Raw genomic sequence first — 22,705 nt, forward strand, 5'->3', positions numbered from 1 at the left:
CTTTGTGCTGTTTTTATGTGTCCCTAATTAAATGCAAATAAAAAAAGTTGGGAATTAATTGGAATCTGACCCCAATTAAAACTTATTGCATAACTTCATGTCCTGTCGTAATCTTGCGTTCCCCGCGATTGATATAAGAGGATTCCCCATGACGACTGCTGCCGAGATCAAGTATCTCCAGGACCACGGTCTGTACTCCAAGAGCAACGAACACGATGCCTGCGGTCTGGGCTTTGTGGCCCATATCAAGGGCCAGAAGCGCCATGACATCGTGCTGGGGGCACTGAAGATCCTCGAAAACATCGACCATCGCGGTGCGGTGGGCGCCGACCCCCTGATGGGCGACGGTGCTGGTATCCTGATCCAGATCCCCGATCAGCTCTACCGCGAAGAAATGGCCCGGGCCGGTACGGCCCCTGACGGTTCCGTGGGCGTGGCACTGCCCCCCGCCGGCGAATATGGCGTGGGCATGATCTTCCTGCCCAAGGAACATGCTTCGCGCCTGGCTTGCCAGCAGGAGATGGAGCGCGCCATCAAGGCCGAAGGCCAGGTGCTGCTGGGCTGGCGCGATGTGCCGGTGAACCGCGACATGCCCATGTCGCCTACCGTGCAGGAAAAGGAGCCCATCCTGCGCCAGGTCTTCATCGGCCGTGGCGCCGATGTCATCGTGCAGGACGCGCTGGAGCGCAAGCTGTACGTGATCCGCAAGACGGCCTCGGCTGCCATCCAGAACCTGGGCCTCAAGCACAGCAAGGAATACTACGTTCCGAGCATGAGCAGCCGCACCGTGGTCTACAAGGGCCTGCTGCTGGCCGATCAGGTGGGTGTTTACTATCGCGATCTGGCAGACGAGCGTTGCGTCTCGGCCATCGGTCTGGTGCACCAGCGTTTCTCCACCAACACCTTCCCCGAGTGGCCCCTGGCCCACCCCTACCGCTATGTGGCCCACAACGGTGAAATCAACACCGTGCGCGGCAACTACAACTGGATGCTGGCGCGCGAAGGCGTGATGGCCTCTCCCGTGCTGGGCGAAGACCTGCAAAAGCTCTATCCCATCAGCTTTGCCGGTCAGTCCGACACGGCCACCTTCGACAACTGCCTGGAACTGCTGACCATGGCCGGCTACCCCATCAGCCAGGCCGTGATGATGATGATTCCCGAGCCCTGGGAGCAGCACGAGGCCATGGACGAGCGCCGCCGCGCCTTCTATGAATACCACGCCGCGATGATCGAGCCCTGGGACGGCCCCGCCTCCATCGTGTTCACCGATGGCCGCCAGATCGGCGCCACGCTGGACCGCAACGGCCTGCGTCCCTCGCGCTACTGCATCACCGACGACGATATGGTGATCCTGGCTTCCGAAGCCGGCGTGCTGCCCGTGCCCGATAGCAAGATCGTGCGCAAGTGGCGCCTGCAGCCCGGCAAGATGCTGCTGATCGACCTGGAGCAGGGTCGCATGATCGAAGACGAAGAGCTCAAGGCCAACGTCGTCAACACCAAGCCCTATAAGCAGTGGATCGAGAACCTGCGCATCAAGCTCGACGAGGTGGAAATCCCCGCCGATTTCAAGGCCCCTGCAGCCAAGACCGAGCTGTCTCTGCTGGACCGCCAGCAAGCCTTTGGCTTCACGCAGGAAGACATCAAGTTTCTGCTGACACCCATGGCCGAAAAGGGCGAGGAAGGCATTGGCTCCATGGGCAACGACAGCCCGCTGGCTGTACTGTCCGACAAGAACAAGCCGCTCTACAACTATTTCCGCCAGATGTTCGCCCAGGTGACGAACCCGCCCATCGACCCGATCCGCGAAGCGATCGTGATGTCGCTGGTGTCGTTCGTGGGGCCCAAGCCCAACCTGCTGGACATCAACCAAGTCAACCCGCCCATGCGCCTGGAGCTGCAGCAGCCCGTGCTCGACTTCGAAGGCATGGCGCGGCTGCGCGATATCGAGAAGCACACCAACGGCAAGTTCAAGAGCTCGACGATCGACATCACCTACCCGCTGTCCTGGGGCAAGCAGGGTGTGGAAGCCAAGCTGGCCTCGCTGTGCGCCCACGCCGTGGACGAGATCAAGGGCGGTGCCAACATCCTGATCATCAGCGACCGCAACATGAGCGCCACGCAAGTGGCCATCCCTGCGCTGCTGGCCCTGTCTGCCATCCACCAGCATCTGGTGCGTGAAGGTCTGCGCACCACCGCCGGTCTGGTGGTGGAGACCGGCACGGCCCGCGAAGTGCACCACTTCGCCGTGCTGGCCGGCTACGGCGCGGAAGCCGTGCACCCCTACCTGGCGATGGAGACCCTGGTCGACATCTTCAGCCGCGAAGCTGCGCCCATCACTGCCGACAAGGCCATCTATCACTACGTGAAGGCCATCGGCAAGGGTCTGTCCAAGATCATGTCCAAGATGGGCGTGTCCACCTACATGTCCTACTGCGGTGCGCAGCTGTTCGAAGCCGTGGGCCTGAACAGCGAGACCGTGGACAAGTACTTCACGGGCACGGCCAGCCGCGTGGAAGGTATCGGCGTCTTCGAGATCGCCGAGGAAACCATCCGCAACCACGTGGCAGCCTTCAGCGACGACCCCGTGCTGGAAACCATGCTGGATGCCGGCGGCGAGTACGCCTGGCGTGCCCGTGGCGAAGAGCATATGTGGACACCTGACGTGATCGCCAAGCTGCAGCACTCCACGCGTGCCAACAACTTCAGCACCTACAAGGAATACGCCCAACTGATCAACGACCAGACCAAGCGCCACATGACGCTGCGCGGCCTGTTCGAGTTCAAGTTCGATCCCGCCAAAGCCATTCCCGTGGACCAGGTCGAGTCTGCCAAGGAGATCGTGAAGCGCTTTGCCACGGGTGCCATGTCGCTGGGCTCCATCTCCACCGAAGCCCATGCCACCCTGGCCGTGGCCATGAACCGCATCGGCGGCAAGAGCAACACCGGCGAAGGCGGCGAGGATCCCAAGCGCTATCGCAACGAGCTCAAGGGCATTCCCATCAGCAAGGGTGAAACCCTGGCCTCCATCATCGGCAAGGACAAGGTCGAGTCGGACATTGAACTGCAGGCCGGCGACTCGCTGCGCTCCAAGATCAAGCAGGTCGCGTCCGGTCGTTTCGGCGTGACTGCCGAATACCTGGCATCCTCGGACCAGATCCAGATCAAGATGGCCCAGGGCGCCAAGCCCGGCGAAGGCGGCCAGCTGCCCGGCGGCAAGGTCTCCGACTACATCGGTGCACTGCGTCACTCGGTGCCCGGTGTGGGCCTGATCTCGCCTCCTCCTCACCACGACATCTACTCGATCGAAGACCTGGCACAGCTGATCCACGATCTCAAGAACGTGGCTCCGCACGCCAGCATCAGCACCAAGCTGGTGTCCGAAGTCGGTGTGGGCACGATCGCCGCAGGCGTGACCAAGTGCAAGAGCGATCACCTGGTGATCGCAGGGCACGACGGCGGCACCGGTGCCTCGCCCTGGTCCTCCATCAAGCATGCGGGCGGCCCCTGGGAAATTGGCCTGGCCGAGACCCAGCAGACCCTGGTGTTGAACCGTCTGCGCGGCCGTGTGCGTGTGCAGGCCGACGGCCAGATGAAGACCGGCCGCGACGTGGTCATCGGTGCTCTGCTGGGGGCCGACGAGTTCGGCTTCGCCACGGCTCCGCTGGTGGTGGAAGGCTGCATCATGATGCGCAAGTGCCACCTCAACACCTGCCCCGTGGGCGTGGCCACGCAAGACCCCGTGCTGCGTGCCAAGTTCACCGGCAAGCCCGAGCATGTGGTGAACTATTTCTTCTTCATCGCCGAAGAAGTGCGCCAGATCATGGCCCAGCTGGGTATCGCCAAGTTCGACGACCTGATCGGCCGCAGCGACCTGCTCGACACCCGCAAGGGCATCGCGCACTGGAAGGCTCAGGGCCTGGACTTCAGCCGTCTGTTCGCCCAGCCCGAAGTGCCTGCCGACGTGGCCCGCTACCACGTGGAAAGCCAGGATCACCTGCTGGACAAGGCGCTGGACGTCAAGCTCATCGAGCGCTGCAAGCCCGCCATCGAAAACGGCGAGAAGGTGCGCATCATGGAAGTGGCGCGCAACGTGAACCGCTCCGTCGGTGCCATGCTCTCGGGCGCAGTGACCAAGCATCACGCCGAAGGCCTGCCAGACGACACCATCCGTATCCACTTCGAAGGTACGGGCGGCCAGTCCTTCGGTGCCTTCCTGTGCAACGGCATCACGCTGAACCTCAGCGGCGAAGCCAACGACTACACCGGCAAGGGCCTGTCCGGCGGCCGTGTGGTGGTGCATCCCAGCCATGAGTTCCGTGGCTCGACCACGACCAACACCATCGTGGGCAACACCGTGATGTTCGGTGCCACCAGCGGTGAGGCCTTCTTCAGCGGCGTGGCCGGCGAGCGCTTTGCCGTGCGCCTGTCGGGTGCCACGGCGGTGGTCGAAGGCGTGGGTGACCACGGCTGCGAATACATGACCGGCGGTACCGTAGTCGTGCTGGGCAAGACCGGTCGCAACTTCGCGGCCGGCATGAGCGGCGGCGTGGCCTATGTCTACGACGAGGACGGCAAGTTTGCCGAGCGTTGCAACACCGCTTCGGTGAAGCTGGAGAAGGTGCTGCCGCACGACGAGTTTGTCTCGCGTGTCGATCCCGGCATCTGGCACCGCGGCCAGAGCGACGATCAGCAACTGCGCAATATGGTGGAGGCTCACAGCCGCTGGACGGGTTCCAAGCGTGCCCGTGATCTGCTGGACAACTGGGCCGCAGCGCGTGCCAAGTTTGTCAAGGTGTTCCCGACCGAGTACCAGCGTGCACTCGGCGAGATCTTTGAACGCAAACAGAAGGAAAAGCAAGCTGCGAAAGCGCCAGCAGCTCCTCAAAAAGAAGCAGTAGCCGCCAAGTAAACACGGCTCGAAGCGGTGGCGGCCAGGCGGCCACCGCACTGCAAGCGAACACAGATTTCAAGGATTAAAGATCATGGGAAAGACCACCGGCTTCATGGAATACGAGCGCATCGAAGAGGGCTATGCCCCCGTTGCGGAACGTCTCAAGCACTACAAGGAATTCGTCATCGGCCTGACGACCGATCAGGCCAAGGTGCAGGCTGCACGCTGCATGGACTGCGGCACGCCGTTCTGCAACAACGGCTGCCCGGTCAACAACATCATTCCGGACTTCAACGACCTCGTGTACCAGGGTGACTGGAAGAACGCCATCACCACGCTGCACAGCACCAACAACTTCCCCGAGTTCACGGGCCGCATCTGCCCCGCACCCTGCGAAGCGGCCTGTGTGGCCAACATCAATGGCGACGCCATCGGCATCAAGTCCATCGAGCACTCCATCATCGACCGTGCCTGGAGCGAAGGCTGGGTCAAGCCCCTGCCTGCCAAGCACAAGACCGGCAAGAAGGTGGCCGTGGTCGGTGCCGGCCCTGCAGGCATGGCAGCGGCCCAGCAGCTGGTGCGCGCCGGCCACGACGTGACCCTGTTCGAGAAGAACGACCGCGTGGGCGGCCTGCTGCGCTACGGCATTCCCGACTTCAAGCTGGACAAGGGCCTGATCGACCGCCGTGTCGAGCAGATGGTGGCCGAAGGCCTGAAGATCCGCACCGGCGTGCTGATTGCCGGCAAGGACGGTCTGGGCAAGGATTCCAAGGTCACCAACTGGGCCAAGGAAACCATCAGCCCCGAGCAGCTCAATGCCGAGTTCGACGCCGTGCTGCTGACCGGCGGCTCCGAGCAGTCGCGTGATCTGCCCGTGCCCGGCCGCGATCTGGAAGGCGTGCACTTCGCGATGGAGTTCCTGCCCCAGCAGAACAAGGTCAACGCGGGCGACAAGCTCAAGGGCCAGATCCGTGCCGACGGCAAGCATGTCATCGTCATCGGCGGTGGCGACACCGGCTCCGACTGCGTGGGCACCTCCAACCGCCATGGCGCCAAGAGCGTGACCCAGTTCGAGGTCATGCCCATGCCGCCCGAGCAGGAGAACAAGCCTCTGGTCTGGCCTTACTGGCCGATCAAGCTGCGCACCTCGTCCAGTCACGAAGAAGGCGTGGTGCGCGAGTTCGCGATCTCGACCAAGGAGTTCGGCGGCGAAAAGGGCAAGGTCAAGAGCCTGACCACCGTGCAGGTCGAGTTCAGGGACGGCAAGCTGAGCGAAGTGCCCGGCACGGAAAAGGTCTGGCCCGCCGATCTGGTGCTGCTGGCCATGGGCTTTGTGAATCCGGTGGCCACTGTGCTCGAAGCCTTTGGCGTCGACAAGGATGCACGCGGCAACGCCAAGGCCAGCACCGACTTCATCGGCGGCTATGCCACCAGCGTGCCCAAGGTGTTCGCCGCCGGCGACATCCGCCGCGGCCAGTCGTTGGTCGTGTGGGCTATTCGCGAAGGCCGCCAGGCAGCGCGTGCCGTGGACGAGTTCCTGATGGGCGCCAGCGAACTGCCGCGTTGAGCCGCAGCCTTGCGAGTCAAGGCCTTTCCAAGGTTCTCATAGGCGCCCTCAAGGGCGCCTTTTTTATGGCAAAACTGATTGCTAGCTGAGCTGATAGCAGCTTGCGCTTGATGAATCAGGGTTTGAAGCAGATTCAACTGCTGCTTTCAGTGCAGGTGCGCGCAAGCTGCTATCAAAAAAGATCTGTCTCAGCCAGAGCAACTGGGGTACGGCATCGGCGCTGCACCAGAGCACGGCGTTCTGCTGCCATTGCTCGCCCCAGATCCGGGCCGTGAGCGCGTCCATGCCCCAGATCAGCACGCTGGCTTCGCCGGGCCATCGGCCCTGCGGGTCCTCGCCGAAGCCGGTGCCGAAGACCCAGCCTTCAGCCGCCAAGGCTTCGCACAATTGGCGCATGCGTAGGGCATTGTCATTGGCGTTGAGCAGTTGTCCGTGTGGATTGCAGGCCGTCAGATAGGTAGCGCAGCAGACTCGGTGCTGCGCGTAGCCAGCCAGCAGCCGGGGCTGATGCGTGCCGACCTGCAGCCACCAATCGCTTGCGGGGCCGGATTCACCATGTACGCGGTATATGGCGCGGCAATAGGCTCGCTGCAATGACACAGGCAGCCCTGTTTTTTGCTGATTCATGGCCTGTTTATCAAGCTTCGAATGCGGTGAACGGGATTATTTTGTAGTGGGCTGGTGGAGCTTACAGCGCCCGCGACTGAAGCCTTGATTGGGTGGCGCAGGTGCTTGTACCAAGCTTTCTTGCCATAAATGTTTCAATTGATGCTTTTAAGCAAAATACAAAACAAAAAGAACTCAAAAGACACATTGGCTGACATATTGGGGTGGATGTGGTGTTTACCCCAGTGGTTAAGAGTTTTTGACAAACGAAAATCAAAATTAAATACAAAATAACTATCTAGATACTCAAAAACACACTCTAAGGACGAGGCCGTGAACGCTTTCCTGCGAAGCTGCGTGTTCTGTTGCGCATTGTTGTACAGCTGGTGTACCCAGGCTGCGGAGCCGACGGTTGCTGTTTATTACGGAGACAAGGCCTCGCTGAGCGAATTGAGTCTGTATGACATTGCTGTCGTCGAGCCCGACCATGGTTACGATCCCGTGCGCTTTCGCAAGCAGGCTCCAGGCAGTGATCTCTATGCCTATGCCTCGGTGGCCGAGGTGCAGCCCAGCAGAGGGTACTTCCAGAAGATTCCGGCGGAGTGGAAGATGGCTCGCAATGGCGCCTGGCGTTCGATCGTGGTCGACCAGACTCCTGCACAGTGGCCTGCCTTCTTCGCGGACGAGGTGATCGCTCCGCTCTGGGACAAGGGCTTTCGGGGATTTTTCCTGGATACGCTGGATTCCTACCGTCTGGCGGAGCGCTTTGATGAAGCTGCGCAGCAGGAAGGGCTGGTCCGTGTCATCGACACCCTGCATCAGCGCTTTCCCGGCATCAAGCTGATCCTCAACCGCGGCTTCGAAATCGTGCCACGCGTGCGCGACAAGATTCAGATGGTGGCGGCGGAGTCGCTGTATCGCGGCTGGGATGCCAACCTCAAGCGCTATGTCGAGATACCGGCCAAGGAGCGGGACTGGTTGCAGCAGCAACTGCAGACCATTCGTGAGCGCGACAAGCTGCCGGTATTGTCCATTGACTATGTGGCCCCGCATGACCGCGACACGACGCGCGCCACCGCACAGCGTATCGCGCAGCTGGGCTTTATTCCCTGGGTGACTGATGCCGGTTTGCAGACCCTGGGCATAGGCGCCGTGGAAGCCGTGGCACGCCGTTTGCTGGTTCTCTACAACGGCTCCGATGACCCGGCACTCAACTATTCCTCGGCACATCGCTTCCTGGAAATGCCCATCAATTACATGGGCTATATCGTGGACTATGCCGATGTGCGCTCCCCGTTGCCGGCCGACGTGGGGCGTGACCGCTATGCGGGGGTGGTGAGCTGGTTCGGGGGAGCCATCCCCGATGAGCGCTTCAAGGATGTGCGCAGCTGGGTGGTGCGCCAGGTCCAGCAGGGCATGCCGCTGCTGATGATGGAAGCCCCCGGCCTGCCCCTGGATCGTACGCTGGCGACCACGCTGGGCGTGCGCAGCATGGAGGGCGCGCCGACCTTTCCACTGAAAAAGGCCGAGCAGGCGCCGCTCATGGGGTTCGAGACCGAACCCGGGATGCCGGCTCATGACTATACGGGCTGGCTGTTGACGCCGCAGCTGCAGCAGCAAAGCCGGCAACTGCTTTCCTTTGACGATGCCAAGGGCCAGCGCTTTGTCTCTGCAGCCATCACGCCCTGGGGCGGTTTCGTGATGACTCCCTATGTGTTGACGGATGTGCCGGGTACGGAACAGTCGCGCTGGGTAGTCGATCCTTTCGCCCTGCTCAAGCAGGCCTTGCGACTCAGTGACATTCCGGTCCCCGATGTGACCACCGAGAACGGTCGCCGCCTGCTGCTGGCCCATGTGGATGGAGACGGTTTCCCATCCAAGGCCGAAGCACCTGGCGCCCCCTTTGCCGGCGAGATGCTGCGCCGCGAGATCCTGGAGCGCTACCGCATTCCGCATACGGTATCCGTCATCGAAGCCGAGGTGTCTCCCCAGGGGCTGTACCCGAAATGGGCGGACCAACTCGAAGGCATTGCCAAGCGCATCTTCGCCATGCCGCATGTCGAGATCGCCAGCCATTCCTACTCCCACCCCTATCTGTGGGATCGGCGCGTAAGCCACGGCCTGTTTGCGGAAAGCAAGGAGGTCGACCTGAATCTCAATATTCCGGGCTATCAGATGGACCTGCGCCGCGAGATCATCGGCTCGGCCGACTACATCCAGAAGCGCCTGGCGCCCGAGGGCAAGCCGGTCAAGGTATTTCTGTGGACCGGCGACACGGCGCCCAGCGCCGAGGCTCTGGCGATCTCCGATGCGGCCGGGCTGCTCAACATGAATGGGGGGGATACCTCCATCACACGCAGCAGCCCATCGCTGACCGAAGTCAAGAGCTGGGGGATCCGGAAAGGCGGGCATCTGCAGATCTACGCCCCCGTCACCAACGAAAACATCTATACCAACCTCTGGCATGGTCCGTTCTATGGTTTCGAGCGTGTCATCGAGACTTTCGAGATGACCGATGCGCCGCGGCGCCTCAAGGCTGTGGATATCTACTACCACTCCTATTCGGCCAGCAAACAGGCCAGCCTCAAGGCCTTGCACAAGGCCTACCAATGGGCACTGAGACACAAGCTGCACCCGATCTACGGCTCGGAATACATACGCAAGGTCGAGGATTTCTACGAGTTCGCTATCGGTCGTGAAGGCGAGGGCTGGCGTTTGCGTGGTCCCGGGCGGCTGCGCACGCTGCGCCTGCCTCCGAGTCTGGGCACGCCTGTAGTGGCCGAAAGCACTGGCGTTGCCGGCTATGCGCCGGGAGTGGACGGCAGCTATCTGCACCTGGCTAGCGGCGCGGCTCGGATGGTAGTGCGCGCAGGTGCCGTGCCGGCGGCATCCATTCCCTATCTGGTGGATGCCAACGCCCGGCTCAAGGACTGGCAAACCCAGGCCGACGGTAGCCTGCGCTTCACGCTGGAAGGCCATGTGCCGCTGGAGTTGCGCATGTATCTGCCGCCTGGCTGCTCGCTGAGCTCAGCCACCGCCGATTCCTCCATCAGCGCGGTTTCCACTGCGGACCGCTCTGCCATCCGTTCCTTCAGAAGTGCTAACAACAGTGCCCAACTCCAAGCGCAATGCCGTGCGTTCTGAGCGCCCGACCACGGTCCCTCCCTGGCTGATCGCACTGCTGGCAGTGCTGATAGGCGGAGCCTTGTGGATGCTGTTTCCCAAGCAGGCGCTGGAGCGCCGGCTCGCGGATACGGCGGACGACTCCGAGCTCTCGCTCAACTATCTGAACAATCTGCTCAAAAGTGATCCCGGCAACGAGCGCCTGCAAGCTTTGCTCAAGGCCAAGCAGCAGCGGCTGGACGCCATCAAGCAGGCGGCCGAGGAGGCGCGCAAGCAGGCCCTGCCCAGTGCTGCGGCACAGGCCTGGGATCGCTGGCAGACGCTGTACCAGCGCTATCTGGAGACCAAACAACAGGGCCATGGATCAGCTGGTCAGGCCAAGCAGCTGGCATCTACGGTGATGCAGGCGCTCAAGGCTGTGCCGCGCGGCGATCTGAGTCAGGAGCAAAGCCTTTATCTGGCATCTTCGGCGCTGGTGCTGAATGATGAGTCTCAGGCCCTGAAAATCTATGAGGAGCTGGCCAGCAAACAGGTATCTCCCGAGCGCAAGGCGCAGGTCTACGAGGCCGCGGCACGCCAGGCGCTGGGGCTGTCCATGTACGAGCAGTCCGTCAGGCTGTGGCGCGAGGCCAGCGCCGCGACGCAGGATGTGCAGCAGTCGCGCGACTATATGTGGCAGGCCTTGCAGGTGCTGCAGGCCAGCAACCGTGCCCAGGAGGCACTGGCTCTGGCGCGCGAGCAGCAGGAGCTGTTGGGCAGCGACCCCGAGACGCTGCGTCGGCTGATAGGCCTGGCGCGTGCTGCCGGTGCTTCGGCCGAGGCCGAGCGCTATGCCAAGCAGTTGCTCAAGCTGTCGCTGCTGCAGCAATGGCAGGGCATGCAGGCAACGGCTGTTGCCGATATGAGCGGCGAGGCCGACGATGGCGCCTGGGCGCTACGCCCCGTGCTTTGGAAGGCGCCGGGATGGACGCTGCAGCGCACGGCTGCTCCGGCCAAGAGCCAGGCACCAGGACTGCCGTTCGACGACAAAACCTATGAGCTGGGCTACCAGGTGTTCCTCGAGAACCGAAATCTCGAGGATGCCTGGCGCGTGGCCGCAGCTGCTGTGAACCAGGCCCCGGGCAATATGGTATGGCGCGAGCGTCTGGCCCAGGTGGCCGAGTGGAGCGGTCGCCAGCAGGTGGCCCTGGATAACTGGCTGGCCATCGCTCAGGCCACGCAGAGTGAGGCTGCCTGGCAGTCCGTGATGCGGTTGGCGCCGGGATTGTTCGACGATCGGGCGCTGGTGGCTGGGATCAAGCATGAACTGGGCCGCCGTCCTGGTGATGCAGCGCTGCAGCTGGCTCTGATCCAGGCCTACGAGCGCCAGGCAGAGCCGCAACCGGCGATCGACTATTTGCTGGCTCACGGGAATACGCCGCAAGCGCAGATTTTGCTGGCCCAACTGGCCGAACGTGCGGGCCAGCCCGTGGTGGCACTTAATGCCTGGAAGCGCCTGCTCAGCGATCCCGCTCAGCGCGTTCCTGCCAATGTCATGCCGGCTGCGGTGTTGGCATTCCTGCAAGGCGAGCGGGAACTTGGCCTGAGCTGGCTGGACGATGCTCAGGCGAGAATACCAGCCGGTATGGGGGCCGAAGCCGAGACCGAATACTGGCGCTTGCTGGGCGATATGGCACAAAAGCAGAACCAGGAGGCTTTGTCGTTGAAGGCCTTTCGGCGCCTTTTGGAGATGCCGGATGCAACGGCACGGGATTTCGACGAGGTCATCAACCTGCTGATGCGTACGAACCGGAGTGAGGCAGCGCAGGTCTCCCTGCGCGCCTGGGAGCAGTTCCATGATCCGCGTCATCTGACCCAGGCCTTTTACATGCTGGAAGACCAGGGGGACTGGGACAGTGTGGGCCGGCAACTCGATCTGGTCATGGTGGACCCCAAGGTGGCCAGCATTTTGCTGACGCAGCCGGCCTTTCTGCATGCCGCAGCGCTTTACTACCAGCATGTGGGCCAGGGGACTAAAGCCCTGGAGCTGCTGCAAAAAGGTCTGGCCCTGGATGGGAGTTCGACCCTGATGCGCCAGTCGCTGCTGTGGTTGCTGATAGACACGCAAAATGCCGCGCTGCTTGCACCCCTGCTGGCCCAGGCTGAGCCGACCTGGGCCCAGGATCCGGAGATGCACGATGCGCTGGCGGCTGCCTATATGGCGTTGTCCCGTCCGGCCGTGGCACTGCAGCGCTATCTGCGTCCCCATCTGCAGGAGAACGGTGACGACTTTCTCTGGATGATGAGCTATGCCGATGCACTCGAGCAGAATCAGCAGGCTGATCTGGCCTGGAGACTCAGGCGCGAGCTGTGGACCAAGCAGGCTCTCCAGACGAGGGATGCCGGGCTGGCCGATACCGCGACAGGCAAAGCCAAGGGTAGCAAGCTGCGCCGCTGGTTGAACCCCAAGGATCTGAGCAAGGTGCAGAGCCAGGCTCGCAACCGGCTGATGCTCTCGCAAGCGCACGGCGATGACGAGCTGGTCCTGCTACGTGAGCTCATGCGCATGGACCGCAATGCGGACCGAGATCTTTCCCCGGCGGCTGTGGAGCTGGCCATTGCCTGGTTGCAGGACAAGGGCGAATACTCGACCGAGCGGGGCTATCTGTGGCAGCAATATGCGCTGAGCCGCAGCAAGCGGGCGAACCGGCCGCTGTGGGCCGAGATTACCGTGGCACTGGCCGAAAAGGATCACGCCCAGGTCGGCCAGTTGCTGGAGCAATATGACGCCAGCCTGTCACGCTACGATCGCATCAATGCCGCGGCCCTGACGGGCGACGGCCGACTGGCGCAGTCGGCGGCCTTCGAGACCCAGCACGATCAGCCCGACGATGACAGTCTGCATCTGGCTCTCACGGAACAGCTGCTGGCCTTCAGCGACCATGCAGGCCTGCAGCTTCACAGCCGGCGGCTGGACGGCATAGATGAGAGCGCGCAGCGCCTGAGCTGGCATCTGGCGCTGAGTCCACGCTGGGCTTTGGACATCGACGCCGATCACACGCGTCGCACTGTGAACGGTCGCGGTTTCGTGCAGGCGCCTTCGTCAGAACATGGTCTGGGCCTGCGCCTGACGCGCAAGACTCAGGAGTCCAGTAGCGAGTTCATGCTGGGCCAGCGCCAGGGCCTGGCCAGCTATACGCCCATGCAGATCTCGCACACCCAGTCCCTGGACAACCGTCTGAGCCTGCAGGCTTCGCTGGGCCGCGATTTGCCGACACAGGAAACGTTGCCCATGCGCATGGGGGGCATGAAGGATCGCGCGGCTGTGGGTGCAACCTATAGGCTGTCGCGGCTGGACCAGCTCAGCCTGGAGTATGCCCACGAGCGCTTTCATGTGCAGACCGGTGCGCGTGTGGGTCTGGGCAACCAGACTACGCTGCAATACACCCATAGCTATCGAAGCGAAGCGCCCATGGTCCAGTTCGATGCCTTCACTTCCTGGCACCGCTACAGCCGCAACAACCCTGGAGACCTGAACGGCCGGGATGCCGCGGTGCTGCGCTATCTGCCACCGGGCAGCGATGCCGGTATCGACTATCTGCTGCCCGGCAATTTCCGTTTCTCGGGGGTGCGGATCTCGGCCAATATGCCTTATGCACAGGAGTATTCGCGAGCACTGCGGCCGTTTGCCAGTCTGGCGCTAACCCACCACAGCATCAATGGTGCGGGTTACGACTTGAGCTTTGGCCTGGCCACCAGCGTGCTGGGGGCGGACCACCTGATGCTGGGGTTGAATTTTTCCAAATCGGGTGTGAACACCACCGGCACCACCCGTGAGCTGCAGCTCACCTACCGCCTCCACTACTGAAGATTTCAAGGAGATCTCCCATGACTGACCGTACTTTTCTCTCCTCCCGCATCCGCATGCTCACGGGCGCAGCCCTGCTGGGGTTGCTCGCTGCCTGTTCCACGCTGGACTATGGCAAGTCCCCGGCCCTGGAGAAGAATGCCAGCTGGGCGGTGCTGCCGTTCGAGAACCATACGGAAACCCCCATGGCCGGAAGCCGGGCTGAAAGCATTGCCACGGCCTTGTTGAGCAGCCAAGGCATCGGTGCCGTCAAGCGCTATACAGGTGAGGCCCAGCAGGAGACGCTGTTCGACGGCCGCGATGCCAAGCGCCGCGAAGATGCTCTGGCCTGGGCGCGCAGCGAAGGGGTGCGCTACGCCTTGCTGGGTGCGGTTGATGAATGGCGCTACAAGGTCGGCGTGGACGGCGAGCCTGCTGTCGGCGTGGCCCTGGAGATCGTCGATATGAACAGCGGTGCCACGGTCTGGAGCGGTGCTGGCGGTCAAAGCGGATGGAGCCGCGAGGCATTGTCGGCAGTCGGGCAGAAGCTGATTCGCAAGCTGCTGGGCACGGGCCTGGCCAGCGCCCGATAAGCACTGAACAGGACTTCCAGCCATGCAAGATCACGCCACTACACCCACAGCCACTCCGGATTCCGCGCGCCGTGTGGGCATTGCCGCGGAATTCAGAAGCTCGCCGCTGGGGCTGCTGGTGCAAACCAGCGAGCGCCCCGGGGTGGTGGCGGCCGAGACCTTGCTGCTGCCTCTGCTGGCATTGCTGATAGGTTATGTTTTCAGCCGCAGTGATCCGCTGTGGGTGCATGCCGAGTTCCCCTGGTCCTGGTTTGCTCCCATGATCGTGGCCCTGCGCTACGGGCCTATCGCGGGCCTGTCGGCGGCCGGTGTGCTGCTACTGGGTTGGTTGGGGTTCAATCGTGAGGACGTGAGCAGTTTTCCCCAGCAGTACTTTCTGGGTGGCCTGATAGTGGTGATGATCGTGGGTGAGATCTCCAGTCTCTGGCGCGCCCGCATACGGCGCGCGCGCACCGCGCAGTACTACATGGACCAGCGTACCGAGCAGCTCGTACGCCAGCACTATCTGCTACGCCTGTCGCACGACCAGCTGGAGCAGGAGCTGATCGGCCGCCCGGTGTCGATGCGCGATGCGATCAGCGTGCTCAGCGGGCTCAGTGGCGCGCCCGGCGATGCGCAGAGCCTGCTCAATCTGCTTGCGCAGTTCTGTCAGATCAGTGCAGCCAGTCTGGTGGCGGTGCACGACGACAAACTTGAGCTCCAGCCGATTGCGCAGTTGGGCGGTGTCCATGAGATCAGGCCCGAGGATCCGCTGCTGCGCCAGGCACTGGAAGCCCGTGTGCTGACCCATGTCTCCCAGGGCCTGCGGGAGGCGCAGCAAACCCGCTATCTGGTAGTGGCTCCGATGCTGGATCTGAGCGGCGAAATCTATGGCCTGCTGCTGGTGGAGGAGATGCCTTTCTTTGCGCTTAAGGAGGAAACGCTGCAGACCATCAATCTGCTGCTGGGCTATTACACGGACAGCGTGGCGGCCAATCGACTGGCTCAGCCGTTGTTGCAGGCCTATCCCCAATGCCCGCAGCCGTTTGCGTCCGAGCTGCAACGCATGGAGCATGTGAATCGTAATGCCGGTCTGAGCAGCTTGGTCGTGATGCTCGAGCTTTCGCCGCAGGCGGTACAGAGTCAAATGGCCCAGCAATTAATGCGCCTGGAACGCATGCTGGATCGCTCCTGGTTGATCGAAGGCCGGAGCGGCAAGCAGTGGCTGGCCATCCTCATGCCGCTCGGAACCAGCGCCACGGCCGAGGGATATCTGAGTCGTATCGAGGTCTGGTTGGGCCAGCGCGGCCTGGAATCCTTGGGCGCAGCCGGTATCTTCCCGCACACCATCTTGCTGGATCGCTGCTCGGCCTCGAGCGTGCTCGAGCAGATCGACAGGATGAGCCATGATTAATGTCAAGCTGGCGCTGTCCGCTCTGCTGGCTGAGATCGCCTCCTGGAGCAGTTTGTGGCTGCTGCACAACCACTCGGATGCGGCGCTGCTCAGCTATCTGGTCGTGCATGCGCTGGCCAGTGTGTTGCTGGCGCTGTGCTTGTCCCCGTTTCTGGTGTCAACGGCTGATGCGCGGCAGCAGCGCCTGCCGTTGGTCGCTCTGATGGCCTTGCTCTCCTATGCCGTGCCAGTGGTCGGTTTTGTTGGCTCGGTGGTCGCCACCGTGGCGTTGCACCGGCGGCGCGGTTTTGCGGCACGCAAGCAACTCTCTTCGCTGCCGCTGCCGGAGTTCGATTCACACCAGCAGGCGAGCGGCGGGCGGCGGCAGGTGGGCCTGCAGTCCTTTCTGGCCAATCAGGCGGTCCCCGTGCCTTTGCGCATGCGCTCCCTGGCGGCCCTGGGTCATGTGTCCGGGCGCATTGCCTCGCCCATGCTGCGCATGGCGCTGAGCGACTCCAGCGATGATCTGCGACTACTGGCCTACAGCATGCTGGATGCTCAGGAGCGCCAGCTCAGCCAGTCCATCCATCAGGAGCTACAGACGCTGGAACGTGCGCGGGCAGTCGAGGGGGATGAAGCCGGCCCGCGCGGTTTGCAGGCTGCCTGGGCGCTTTCCGATCTGTACTGGGAGCTGATTTACCAGGGCTCGGCGCAGGGCGATGTGCGCGACCACGCCATCAAGCAGTCGCTGCATTACTGCGACCAGGTGCTGGACCAGCGTCCGGATACCGCGCTGCTGCTTCTGCGCAAGGGGCGCTTGCTGCATCTGCTGGCCGATGGCGACGGCGACGGCGACGGCGACGGCGCACAGTTCTACTACCAGAGGGCACTGGACCTGGGTCTGCCGGCGGCCCGCGTCATTCCCTATCAGGCCGAGCTGATGTTCGAACAGCGTCAGTTCGCCAAGGTGCAGGAGCTGATGCGCAGGCTCGAGGATCAGCAGGTCCTGCCCCGTCTGCGTCCCTGCATCCAGTACTGGAGTGCCCCATGAGTTCCTTTCCCAAGGCCGCACGGGCCGATATCGCTTTGCTGCTTGAAGGCACTTTTCCCTATGTGAGCGGCGGTGTGTCGAGCTGGGTCAACCAGATCCTGAAAGCCTACCCGCAGCATAGTTTTGCCATCGTCTTCATCGGTAGCCGGCGCGAGGACTATGGCGATTTCCGCTACGAGTTGCCACCCAATGTGGTGCATTTCGAGGAGCATTTTCTTTATGGCCGCGCATCGGGGATACCGCAGCCAGCGCCGCGCCGGGGTGATCCCGAGGCCATGTCCAAGCTGCAGCAATTGCTGAGGGCACTCGAGCGACGCGACAAGAGCCCCGCAGGCAGGACGGAGGTGCTGGCGGCCATGCGCGCTGTCGCCATGGAGCTGCTGCCCGGCGGCAGGCTGCCGCAGGAAGACTTTCTGCACAGCGAATATATGTGGGAGCTGATACAGGACAGCTACCGGCGCCATTGCACCGACCCATCGTTTGTCGACTTCTTCTGGACAGTGCGCATCATGCTGCAGCCGCTGTGGCTGCTGGCACGCATCGCCCAGGAGCTGATCCCGGTGCGTGTGCTGCACACGGTCTCCACGGGCTATGCGGGCTTTCTGGGAGCCATGCTGCACCATCTGCGCGGATTGCCGCTGGTGCTGTCCGAGCATGGCATCTATACCAAGGAGCGGCAGATCGACTTGCTCCAGAGCCAGTGGATACACGACAACCGCAATATCTTCCAGCGCGATCCCATGGAGGTCTCCTTTTTCCGGCAGATGTGGATACAGTTCTTCGATCTGATGGGGCGTTTTTGCTACGAGGCGGCCGATCCCATCATTGCGCTGTTCGAGGCCAATCGCCTGAGGCAGGTGGCTGACGGCGCTGAGCCTGCGCGCACCAGCAATATCCCCAACGGCATCTGCGTGGAGCGCTTTGCTCCGCTGCGTGCCCAGCGTCCGGCCGTGACGCCGCCCGTACTGTGCCTCATAGGCCGGGTGGTGCCTATCAAGGACATCAAGACCTTCATCCGTGCCATGCGCCGTGTGGTCAATCATCTGCCAGAAGCGCAGGCCCTGATTGCCGGTCCCACGGCCGAGGATCCGGCCTATGTGGAGGAGTGCCGCAATCTTGTGGGCAGCCTGGGCCTGCAGGAGCAAGTGCGCTTTCTGGGCATGCAGAAGATCGATGATCTGTTGCCGCGTGTAGGTCTGGTGGTGCTTTCGTCCATCAGCGAGGCCCTGCCTCTGGTGCTGCTGGAGGCGCAGGCCGCGGGCGTGCCCGTGGTCAGCACCGATGTGGGTTCCTGTCGCCAGCTCATCGAAGGACTGGAGCCCGAGGACCGCGCACTGGGTGCTTGCGGCCGCGTGGTCGGTATCGCCAATCCGGCGGCCCTGGCCGATGCTGCCCTGGAGTTGCTGCAGTCGCCCGAGGCCTGGCAGGCGGCCAGCGCTGCAGGGATTGCACGCGTGGAGCGCTATTACTCCGATCACCTGCTGTTCGACCGCTACCGGCAGGTCTATGACCGGGCCATGCAACATTCCGAGGAATATCACTGATGGCTGGCATTGGTTTTGAACTGCGCCACCTGCTGCGCAAAAACACGCTGACCAGCATGCTCCAGGCCTATGCCTATGCGGGCGTGATCGGTTCGGGCCCCTGGGTGTTCTCCATCATCGGCATTTTGCTGGTCGGGGTGTTCAGCCTCAGCGTCGTGGCTCCGCCGCTGCTGGTGACCCAGTTCCAGACCTCGGTGACCTATCTGGTGGCCTGCAGCCTGATACTGACCGGTGCGGCGCAACTGATGTTCACGCGCTTTATTTCGGACCGGCTGTTTCTCAAGCAGGATGAAACCGTGTTGCCCAATCTGCACGGATTGCTGTTGCTGATCCTGGCCGTCGCCAGTTGCGTGGGTACGCTGGCCCTGTTCCTGGTGCTGCCGGGTCAGAGCCTGCTGTACCGGATGCTGATGCTGGCCGGCTTTGCGTTGATGTGTGTGGTCTGGATGCTGACCGTTCTGCTATCCGGTCTCAAGCATTACAAGGCCATCACCGCGCTGTTCGGGGTCAGCTATGCGCTCATCGTCGTGCTGTCGCTGCCTCTGCGCCGCTGGGGGCTGGAAGGGTTGTTGAGCAGCTTTGTGCTCGGCAATATTGTGCTGGTGGCCGGTATGTGGGTTATCGTGCTGCGCGCTTTCCCGCTCCGCAAATGCTGGATTGCCTTCGACTTCATGCAGCGCTCGCTGATCTTTCCGGTGCTGATCGCCGTCGGTCTGCTTTACAACCTGGGCATCTGGGCTGACAAGTTCATGTTCTGGTATTTCCCACCGACCTCGCAGCAGATCATCGGTGGGCTCAGGGCCTCTCTGATCTACGACCTGCCGGTTTTCCTTTCCTACCTGTCCATCATTCCGGGCATGGCGGTGTTCCTGGTACGCATAGAGACCGATTTTGTCGAGTACTACGACAAGTTCTTCGATGCGGTGCGTGGTGGTGGCTCCCTGAGCTACATACAGTCCATGCGCAACGAGATGGTGTACGCGATACAGGCCGGTCTGGGCGAGATCGCCAAGGTGCAGACGTTGGCGATTCTCGTGACCTTTGTCACCGGTCCGGCCGTGCTGCATCTATTGGGCATATCGCAGCTATACCTGCCGCTGCTGCATGTGCAGGTGGTCGGCGCCGGCCTGCAGGTGGGCGTGATGGCTGTGCTCAATGTGTTCTTCTATCTCGACGAGCGGCGCATCGTGCTTCTGCTTTGTGTGCTGATGGTGGCGCTGAACATCATCTTTACCGGCATCTCGCTGGCGTTGGGAGCGGCTTTCTATGGCTATGGCTTCTGCCTGGCGATGCTGGCAACCCTGTGTACGGGCCTGTTTCTGTTGACGCGCGAGCTGGACCGGCTGGAATACAAGACCTTTATGCTGCAGTAACCGGGACCGGCCATTGAGCTCGCCCAGGCGCAATGGCCGCGGCGTGGCCCATGCGCCGAGCAAGTTCACGGTTTTGCGATCGGCGAGTGACGTTGTGCCCCGTCTGCGCGACAATAGCGGATTCGGCGCTGGCGGCAGCCCGGCTTCGGGGCGGCTATGGCTGCCCTGGACGGGAGACAAAGCCCCTGCCTTCGCTTTTTCCACTTCAAATATTGACGCCATGAAAAAACGTACCCTGCTGGCCTCGGTGGCCCTGACTGCAATTTTGGCTGCCTGCGGCAAGAACGAGCCCGCAAGCAACACTGCTGCAGCTCCTGCACCGGCTCCTGCGGCTGCTGCCACTAAGCTGGTGGTGGGTCTGGACGACAACTTCCCGCCCATGGGTTTCCGTGACGACAAGAACGAGCTGATCGGTTTCGACATCGACATGGCTCGTGAAGCTGCCAAGCGCGCCAATATTGAAGTGGAGTTCAAGCCCATCGACTGGAACGCCAAGGAAGCCGAATTGCTGGGCAAACGCGTGGATGCGCTGTGGAACGGTTTGACGATTCTGGAAGAGCGCAAGGCCAAGATCCTGTTCTCCGACCCCTACATGGTCAACAAGCAGATCGTTATCGTGAAAGCCGGCTCGCCCATCAAGACCAAGGCTGATCTGGCCGACAAGATCGTGGGCGCTCAGGAAGGCTCCAGTGCCGTGACGGCTCTGGAGAAGGACAAGGAACTGTCCTCCAAGTTCAAGGAAACCAAGCTGTTCGGCGACAACATCGCCGCGCTGATGGATCTGGAGGCTGGTCGTCTGGATGCCGTGGTGGTGGATGAGGTCGTGGGCCGTTTCTATGTGAACAAGAAGCCTGAAAACTATGTGGTTCTGGCCGAAGATTTCGGTACCGAAGACTACGGCGTGGGCTTCCGCAAGGACGACGAAGCCACTCGCAACAAGATCAACGACGCGCTGACCGAGATGAAGAAAGACGGCAAGGCTGCTGAAATCGCTCAGAAGTGGTTTGGCGCGGACGTCATCAAGCACTGATCATTTCTGATGGTGCTGCACCGGCAATGCATGGCATTGCCGGTTTTTTTTGCTTTGCAATGACAATGCGCGCAGGCGATCACTTTCTTCGCCGTGCGCCTGTGCCTGTGGCAGGCTTGACAGCCAGGGCGCCACACTGAAGGCCTTTCGATGGACTATGTAATCTCGCTGCTGGGGCCCATGACCAATGGGGCACTGGTCACCCTCAAGCTTTTTGTCATCACGCTGGTGCTCTCCATTCCCCTGGGGCTGGCGCTGGCGTTGATGCGTCTTTCCCGCCTCAAGCCGCTGAGCACGGCCGTGGGCGGCTATATCTGGCTGATGCGCGGCACGCCTTTGATGCTGCAACTGCTGTTTGTGTATTTCGCGCTGCCCTTTGTGCCTTATATCGGCATGCGCCTGCCGGACTTTCCGGCTGCCGTCGTGGCCTTTGCGCTGAACTACGCCGCCTACTTTGCCGAAATTTTCCGTGCCGGCATCCAGTCGGTGGATCGCGGTCAGTACGAAGGCGCCAAGGTGCTGGGCATGAGCTATGCCCAGACCATGCGCCGCATCGTGCTGCCCCAGATGTGGGCGCGCATTCTGCCACCTGTCAGCAATGAGACCATCACCCTGGTCAAGGACACCTCGCTGATCTATGTGCTGGCGCTCAACGATCTGCTGCGCGTGGCGCGCGGCGTGGTGCAGCGGGACTTCACCTTCACCCCGTTCATTGTGGCTGCGGCCTTCTATCTGATCATGACCCTGGTGCTGACCTGGGGCTTCCAATACTTCGAGAAACGCTATGCCAAGTACGACGCCTGATGTGATGATTTCCGCCCAGGGCATCCACAAGGCCTTTGGCGGCAACGAGGTGCTGCGCGGTGTCTCTCTCGACCTGCTGCGCGGTGAGGTGGTGGCTGTCATCGGCCCTTCGGGTTCGGGCAAGAGCACGTTTCTGCGCTGCCTCAACCACCTCGAAACCATTGACCGCGGCAACATCACCATAGAAGGGGAGGCCCTGGCACGTTCGGAAGGCGAGGGCAAGGCCCAGTATGTGGACGATGCCGAGATTCGCCGCATTGGCCGCAAGATGGGCATGGTGTTCCAGTCCTTCAATCTGTTTCCGCATCTGACGGTGCTGGAAAACGTCATCGAGGCGCCTATCATCGTCAAGGGCATGAAGCGCGAGCAGATCGTGCCCAAGGCCGAGGCTTTGCTCAAGAAGGTCGGTCTGCTGGAAAAGCGGGATGCCTATCCCAACCGCCTCTCGGGTGGTCAAAAGCAGCGTGTGGCCATCGCCCGTGCGCTGGCCATGGAGCCGGACATTCTGCTGTTCGACGAACCCACTTCGGCGCTGGACCCCGAGCTGACCGGTGAGGTGCTGCGCACCATGCGCGAACTGGCCGAGGAGCACATGACCATGCTGGTCGTGACCCATGAGATGGGTTTTGCCCGTGAAGTGGCCAACCGCGTGATCTTCATGGACGGCGGCCACATCGTGGAGCAAGGCCCGGCCGAGACCTTTTTCGCGTCGCCGCAACATGGGCGGACCAAGGCGTTTCTACACAATATGTTGTAAAAATACCGCAAATACTGTTGTTCCAAATAGTATGGGAAATGCCTTTAAGCCCAATTTCAGATTGGGCTTTTTGCTATTTTTTAAGTAGCTCCCGTTTTTGCATGACATGGCATAATCGCCCGAAACATTCATTCGTGTATGTTTAATTCCGGCCGCTTCCAGCAATTT

At 61.9% G+C, this 22,705-nt stretch carries 13 protein-coding genes; 12 read left to right on the forward strand and 1 reads right to left on the reverse strand.

All coding sequences use genetic code 11. The features are described 5' to 3' along the window. Positions 1 to 148: 148 nt before the first annotated feature. The gene (locus QMY55_RS03655) at positions 149 to 4,909 is read left to right on the forward strand and encodes a glutamate synthase-related protein (protein ID WP_283487350.1); all 4,761 of its coding nucleotides are present in this window, start codon (positions 149 to 151) and stop codon (positions 4,907 to 4,909) included. Positions 4,910 to 4,982: 73 nt separating this feature from the next. After that, positions 4,983 to 6,458 carry a glutamate synthase subunit beta gene (locus tag QMY55_RS03660; protein WP_283487351.1) on the forward strand — a complete coding sequence of 492 codons (1,476 nt, stop codon included), beginning with the start codon at positions 4,983 to 4,985 and terminating at the stop codon, positions 6,456 to 6,458. An 81-nt stretch (positions 6,459 to 6,539) separates the two neighbouring features. Here the strand turns inward: QMY55_RS03660 and QMY55_RS03665 are convergent, their stop codons facing one another. Continuing rightward, complete coding sequence (locus QMY55_RS03665) at positions 6,540 to 7,085, reverse strand: DUF3293 domain-containing protein (protein ID WP_283487352.1); 546 nt, start codon at positions 7,083 to 7,085, stop codon at positions 6,540 to 6,542. A gap of 312 nt (positions 7,086 to 7,397) precedes the next feature. On the opposite strand from QMY55_RS03665, the gene QMY55_RS03670 reads away from it, so the two are divergent. The 10 genes from QMY55_RS03670 to QMY55_RS03715 all read left to right on the forward strand — a co-directional run bounded on the left by QMY55_RS03670 (position 7,398) and on the right by QMY55_RS03715 (position 22,537). Then, positions 7,398 to 10,208: a bifunctional glycoside hydrolase 114/ polysaccharide deacetylase family protein gene (locus tag QMY55_RS03670; RefSeq protein ID WP_283487353.1), complete on the forward strand. Its 2,811-nt coding sequence runs from the start codon at positions 7,398 to 7,400 to the stop codon at positions 10,206 to 10,208. Then, positions 10,174 to 14,034, forward strand: a complete 3,861-nt coding sequence (locus tag QMY55_RS03675; protein ID WP_283487354.1) for a tetratricopeptide repeat protein — start codon at positions 10,174 to 10,176, stop codon at positions 14,032 to 14,034. Before QMY55_RS03670 ends, QMY55_RS03675 begins: the two co-directional genes overlap by 35 nt. Before the next feature lie 20 nt (positions 14,035 to 14,054). Beyond that, positions 14,055 to 14,606 (forward strand): penicillin-binding protein activator LpoB, encoded by a 552-nt coding sequence (locus QMY55_RS03680; RefSeq protein WP_283487355.1) that lies wholly within the window; start codon positions 14,055 to 14,057, stop codon positions 14,604 to 14,606. 22 nt (positions 14,607 to 14,628) lie between these two features. Beyond that, positions 14,629 to 15,999 carry a PelD GGDEF domain-containing protein gene (locus QMY55_RS03685; RefSeq protein WP_283487356.1) on the forward strand — a complete coding sequence of 457 codons (1,371 nt, stop codon included), beginning with the start codon at positions 14,629 to 14,631 and terminating at the stop codon, positions 15,997 to 15,999. After that, positions 15,992 to 17,029: a hypothetical protein gene (locus QMY55_RS03690; protein ID WP_283487357.1), complete on the forward strand. Its 1,038-nt coding sequence runs from the start codon at positions 15,992 to 15,994 to the stop codon at positions 17,027 to 17,029. Before QMY55_RS03685 ends, QMY55_RS03690 begins: the two co-directional genes overlap by 8 nt. Next, complete coding sequence (pelF, locus tag QMY55_RS03695; RefSeq protein WP_283487358.1) at positions 17,026 to 18,573, forward strand: GT4 family glycosyltransferase PelF; 1,548 nt, start codon at positions 17,026 to 17,028, stop codon at positions 18,571 to 18,573. Before QMY55_RS03690 ends, pelF begins: the two co-directional genes overlap by 4 nt. Next, positions 18,573 to 19,946, forward strand: a complete 1,374-nt coding sequence (pelG, locus tag QMY55_RS03700) for an exopolysaccharide Pel transporter PelG (RefSeq protein WP_283487359.1) — start codon at positions 18,573 to 18,575, stop codon at positions 19,944 to 19,946. Before pelF ends, pelG begins: the two co-directional genes overlap by 1 nt. Before the next feature lie 220 nt (positions 19,947 to 20,166). Continuing rightward, positions 20,167 to 20,976 carry an amino acid ABC transporter substrate-binding protein gene (locus tag QMY55_RS03705; protein WP_283487360.1) on the forward strand — a complete coding sequence of 270 codons (810 nt, stop codon included), beginning with the start codon at positions 20,167 to 20,169 and terminating at the stop codon, positions 20,974 to 20,976. A 150-nt stretch (positions 20,977 to 21,126) separates the two neighbouring features. Further along, on the forward strand, positions 21,127 to 21,780 hold the full coding sequence (locus QMY55_RS03710) for an amino acid ABC transporter permease (protein ID WP_283487361.1): 654 nt from the start codon (positions 21,127 to 21,129) through the stop codon (positions 21,778 to 21,780). Continuing rightward, a complete protein-coding gene (locus QMY55_RS03715) occupies positions 21,761 to 22,537 on the forward strand; it encodes an amino acid ABC transporter ATP-binding protein (protein WP_283487362.1) in 777 nt (258 codons plus the stop codon). Before QMY55_RS03710 ends, QMY55_RS03715 begins: the two co-directional genes overlap by 20 nt. Positions 22,538 to 22,705: the final 168 nt, after the last annotated feature.

This window comes from Comamonas resistens (assembly GCF_030064165.1).
Lineage (GTDB): Bacteria > Pseudomonadota > Gammaproteobacteria > Burkholderiales > Burkholderiaceae_C > Comamonas > Comamonas resistens.

What these genes read in the sequence shown, in the direction of transcription:
- QMY55_RS03655 (WP_283487350.1), top strand. Translation starts at nt 149, where the DNA reads ATGACGACTGCTGCCGAGATCAAGTATCTCCAGGACCACGGTCTGTAC.
- QMY55_RS03660 (WP_283487351.1), top strand. Translation starts at nt 4,983, where the DNA reads ATGGGAAAGACCACCGGCTTCATGGAATACGAGCGCATCGAAGAGGGC.
- QMY55_RS03665 (WP_283487352.1), bottom strand. Translation starts at nt 7,085, where the DNA reads ATGAATCAGCAAAAAACAGGGCTGCCTGTGTCATTGCAGCGAGCCTAT.
- QMY55_RS03680 (WP_283487355.1), top strand. Translation starts at nt 14,055, where the DNA reads ATGACTGACCGTACTTTTCTCTCCTCCCGCATCCGCATGCTCACGGGC.
- QMY55_RS03685 (WP_283487356.1), top strand. Translation starts at nt 14,629, where the DNA reads ATGCAAGATCACGCCACTACACCCACAGCCACTCCGGATTCCGCGCGC.
- QMY55_RS03690 (WP_283487357.1), top strand. Translation starts at nt 15,992, where the DNA reads ATGATTAATGTCAAGCTGGCGCTGTCCGCTCTGCTGGCTGAGATCGCC.
- pelF (WP_283487358.1), top strand. Translation starts at nt 17,026, where the DNA reads ATGAGTTCCTTTCCCAAGGCCGCACGGGCCGATATCGCTTTGCTGCTT.
- pelG (WP_283487359.1), top strand. Translation starts at nt 18,573, where the DNA reads ATGGCTGGCATTGGTTTTGAACTGCGCCACCTGCTGCGCAAAAACACG.
- QMY55_RS03705 (WP_283487360.1), top strand. Translation starts at nt 20,167, where the DNA reads ATGAAAAAACGTACCCTGCTGGCCTCGGTGGCCCTGACTGCAATTTTG.
- QMY55_RS03710 (WP_283487361.1), top strand. Translation starts at nt 21,127, where the DNA reads ATGGACTATGTAATCTCGCTGCTGGGGCCCATGACCAATGGGGCACTG.
- QMY55_RS03715 (WP_283487362.1), top strand. Translation starts at nt 21,761, where the DNA reads ATGCCAAGTACGACGCCTGATGTGATGATTTCCGCCCAGGGCATCCAC.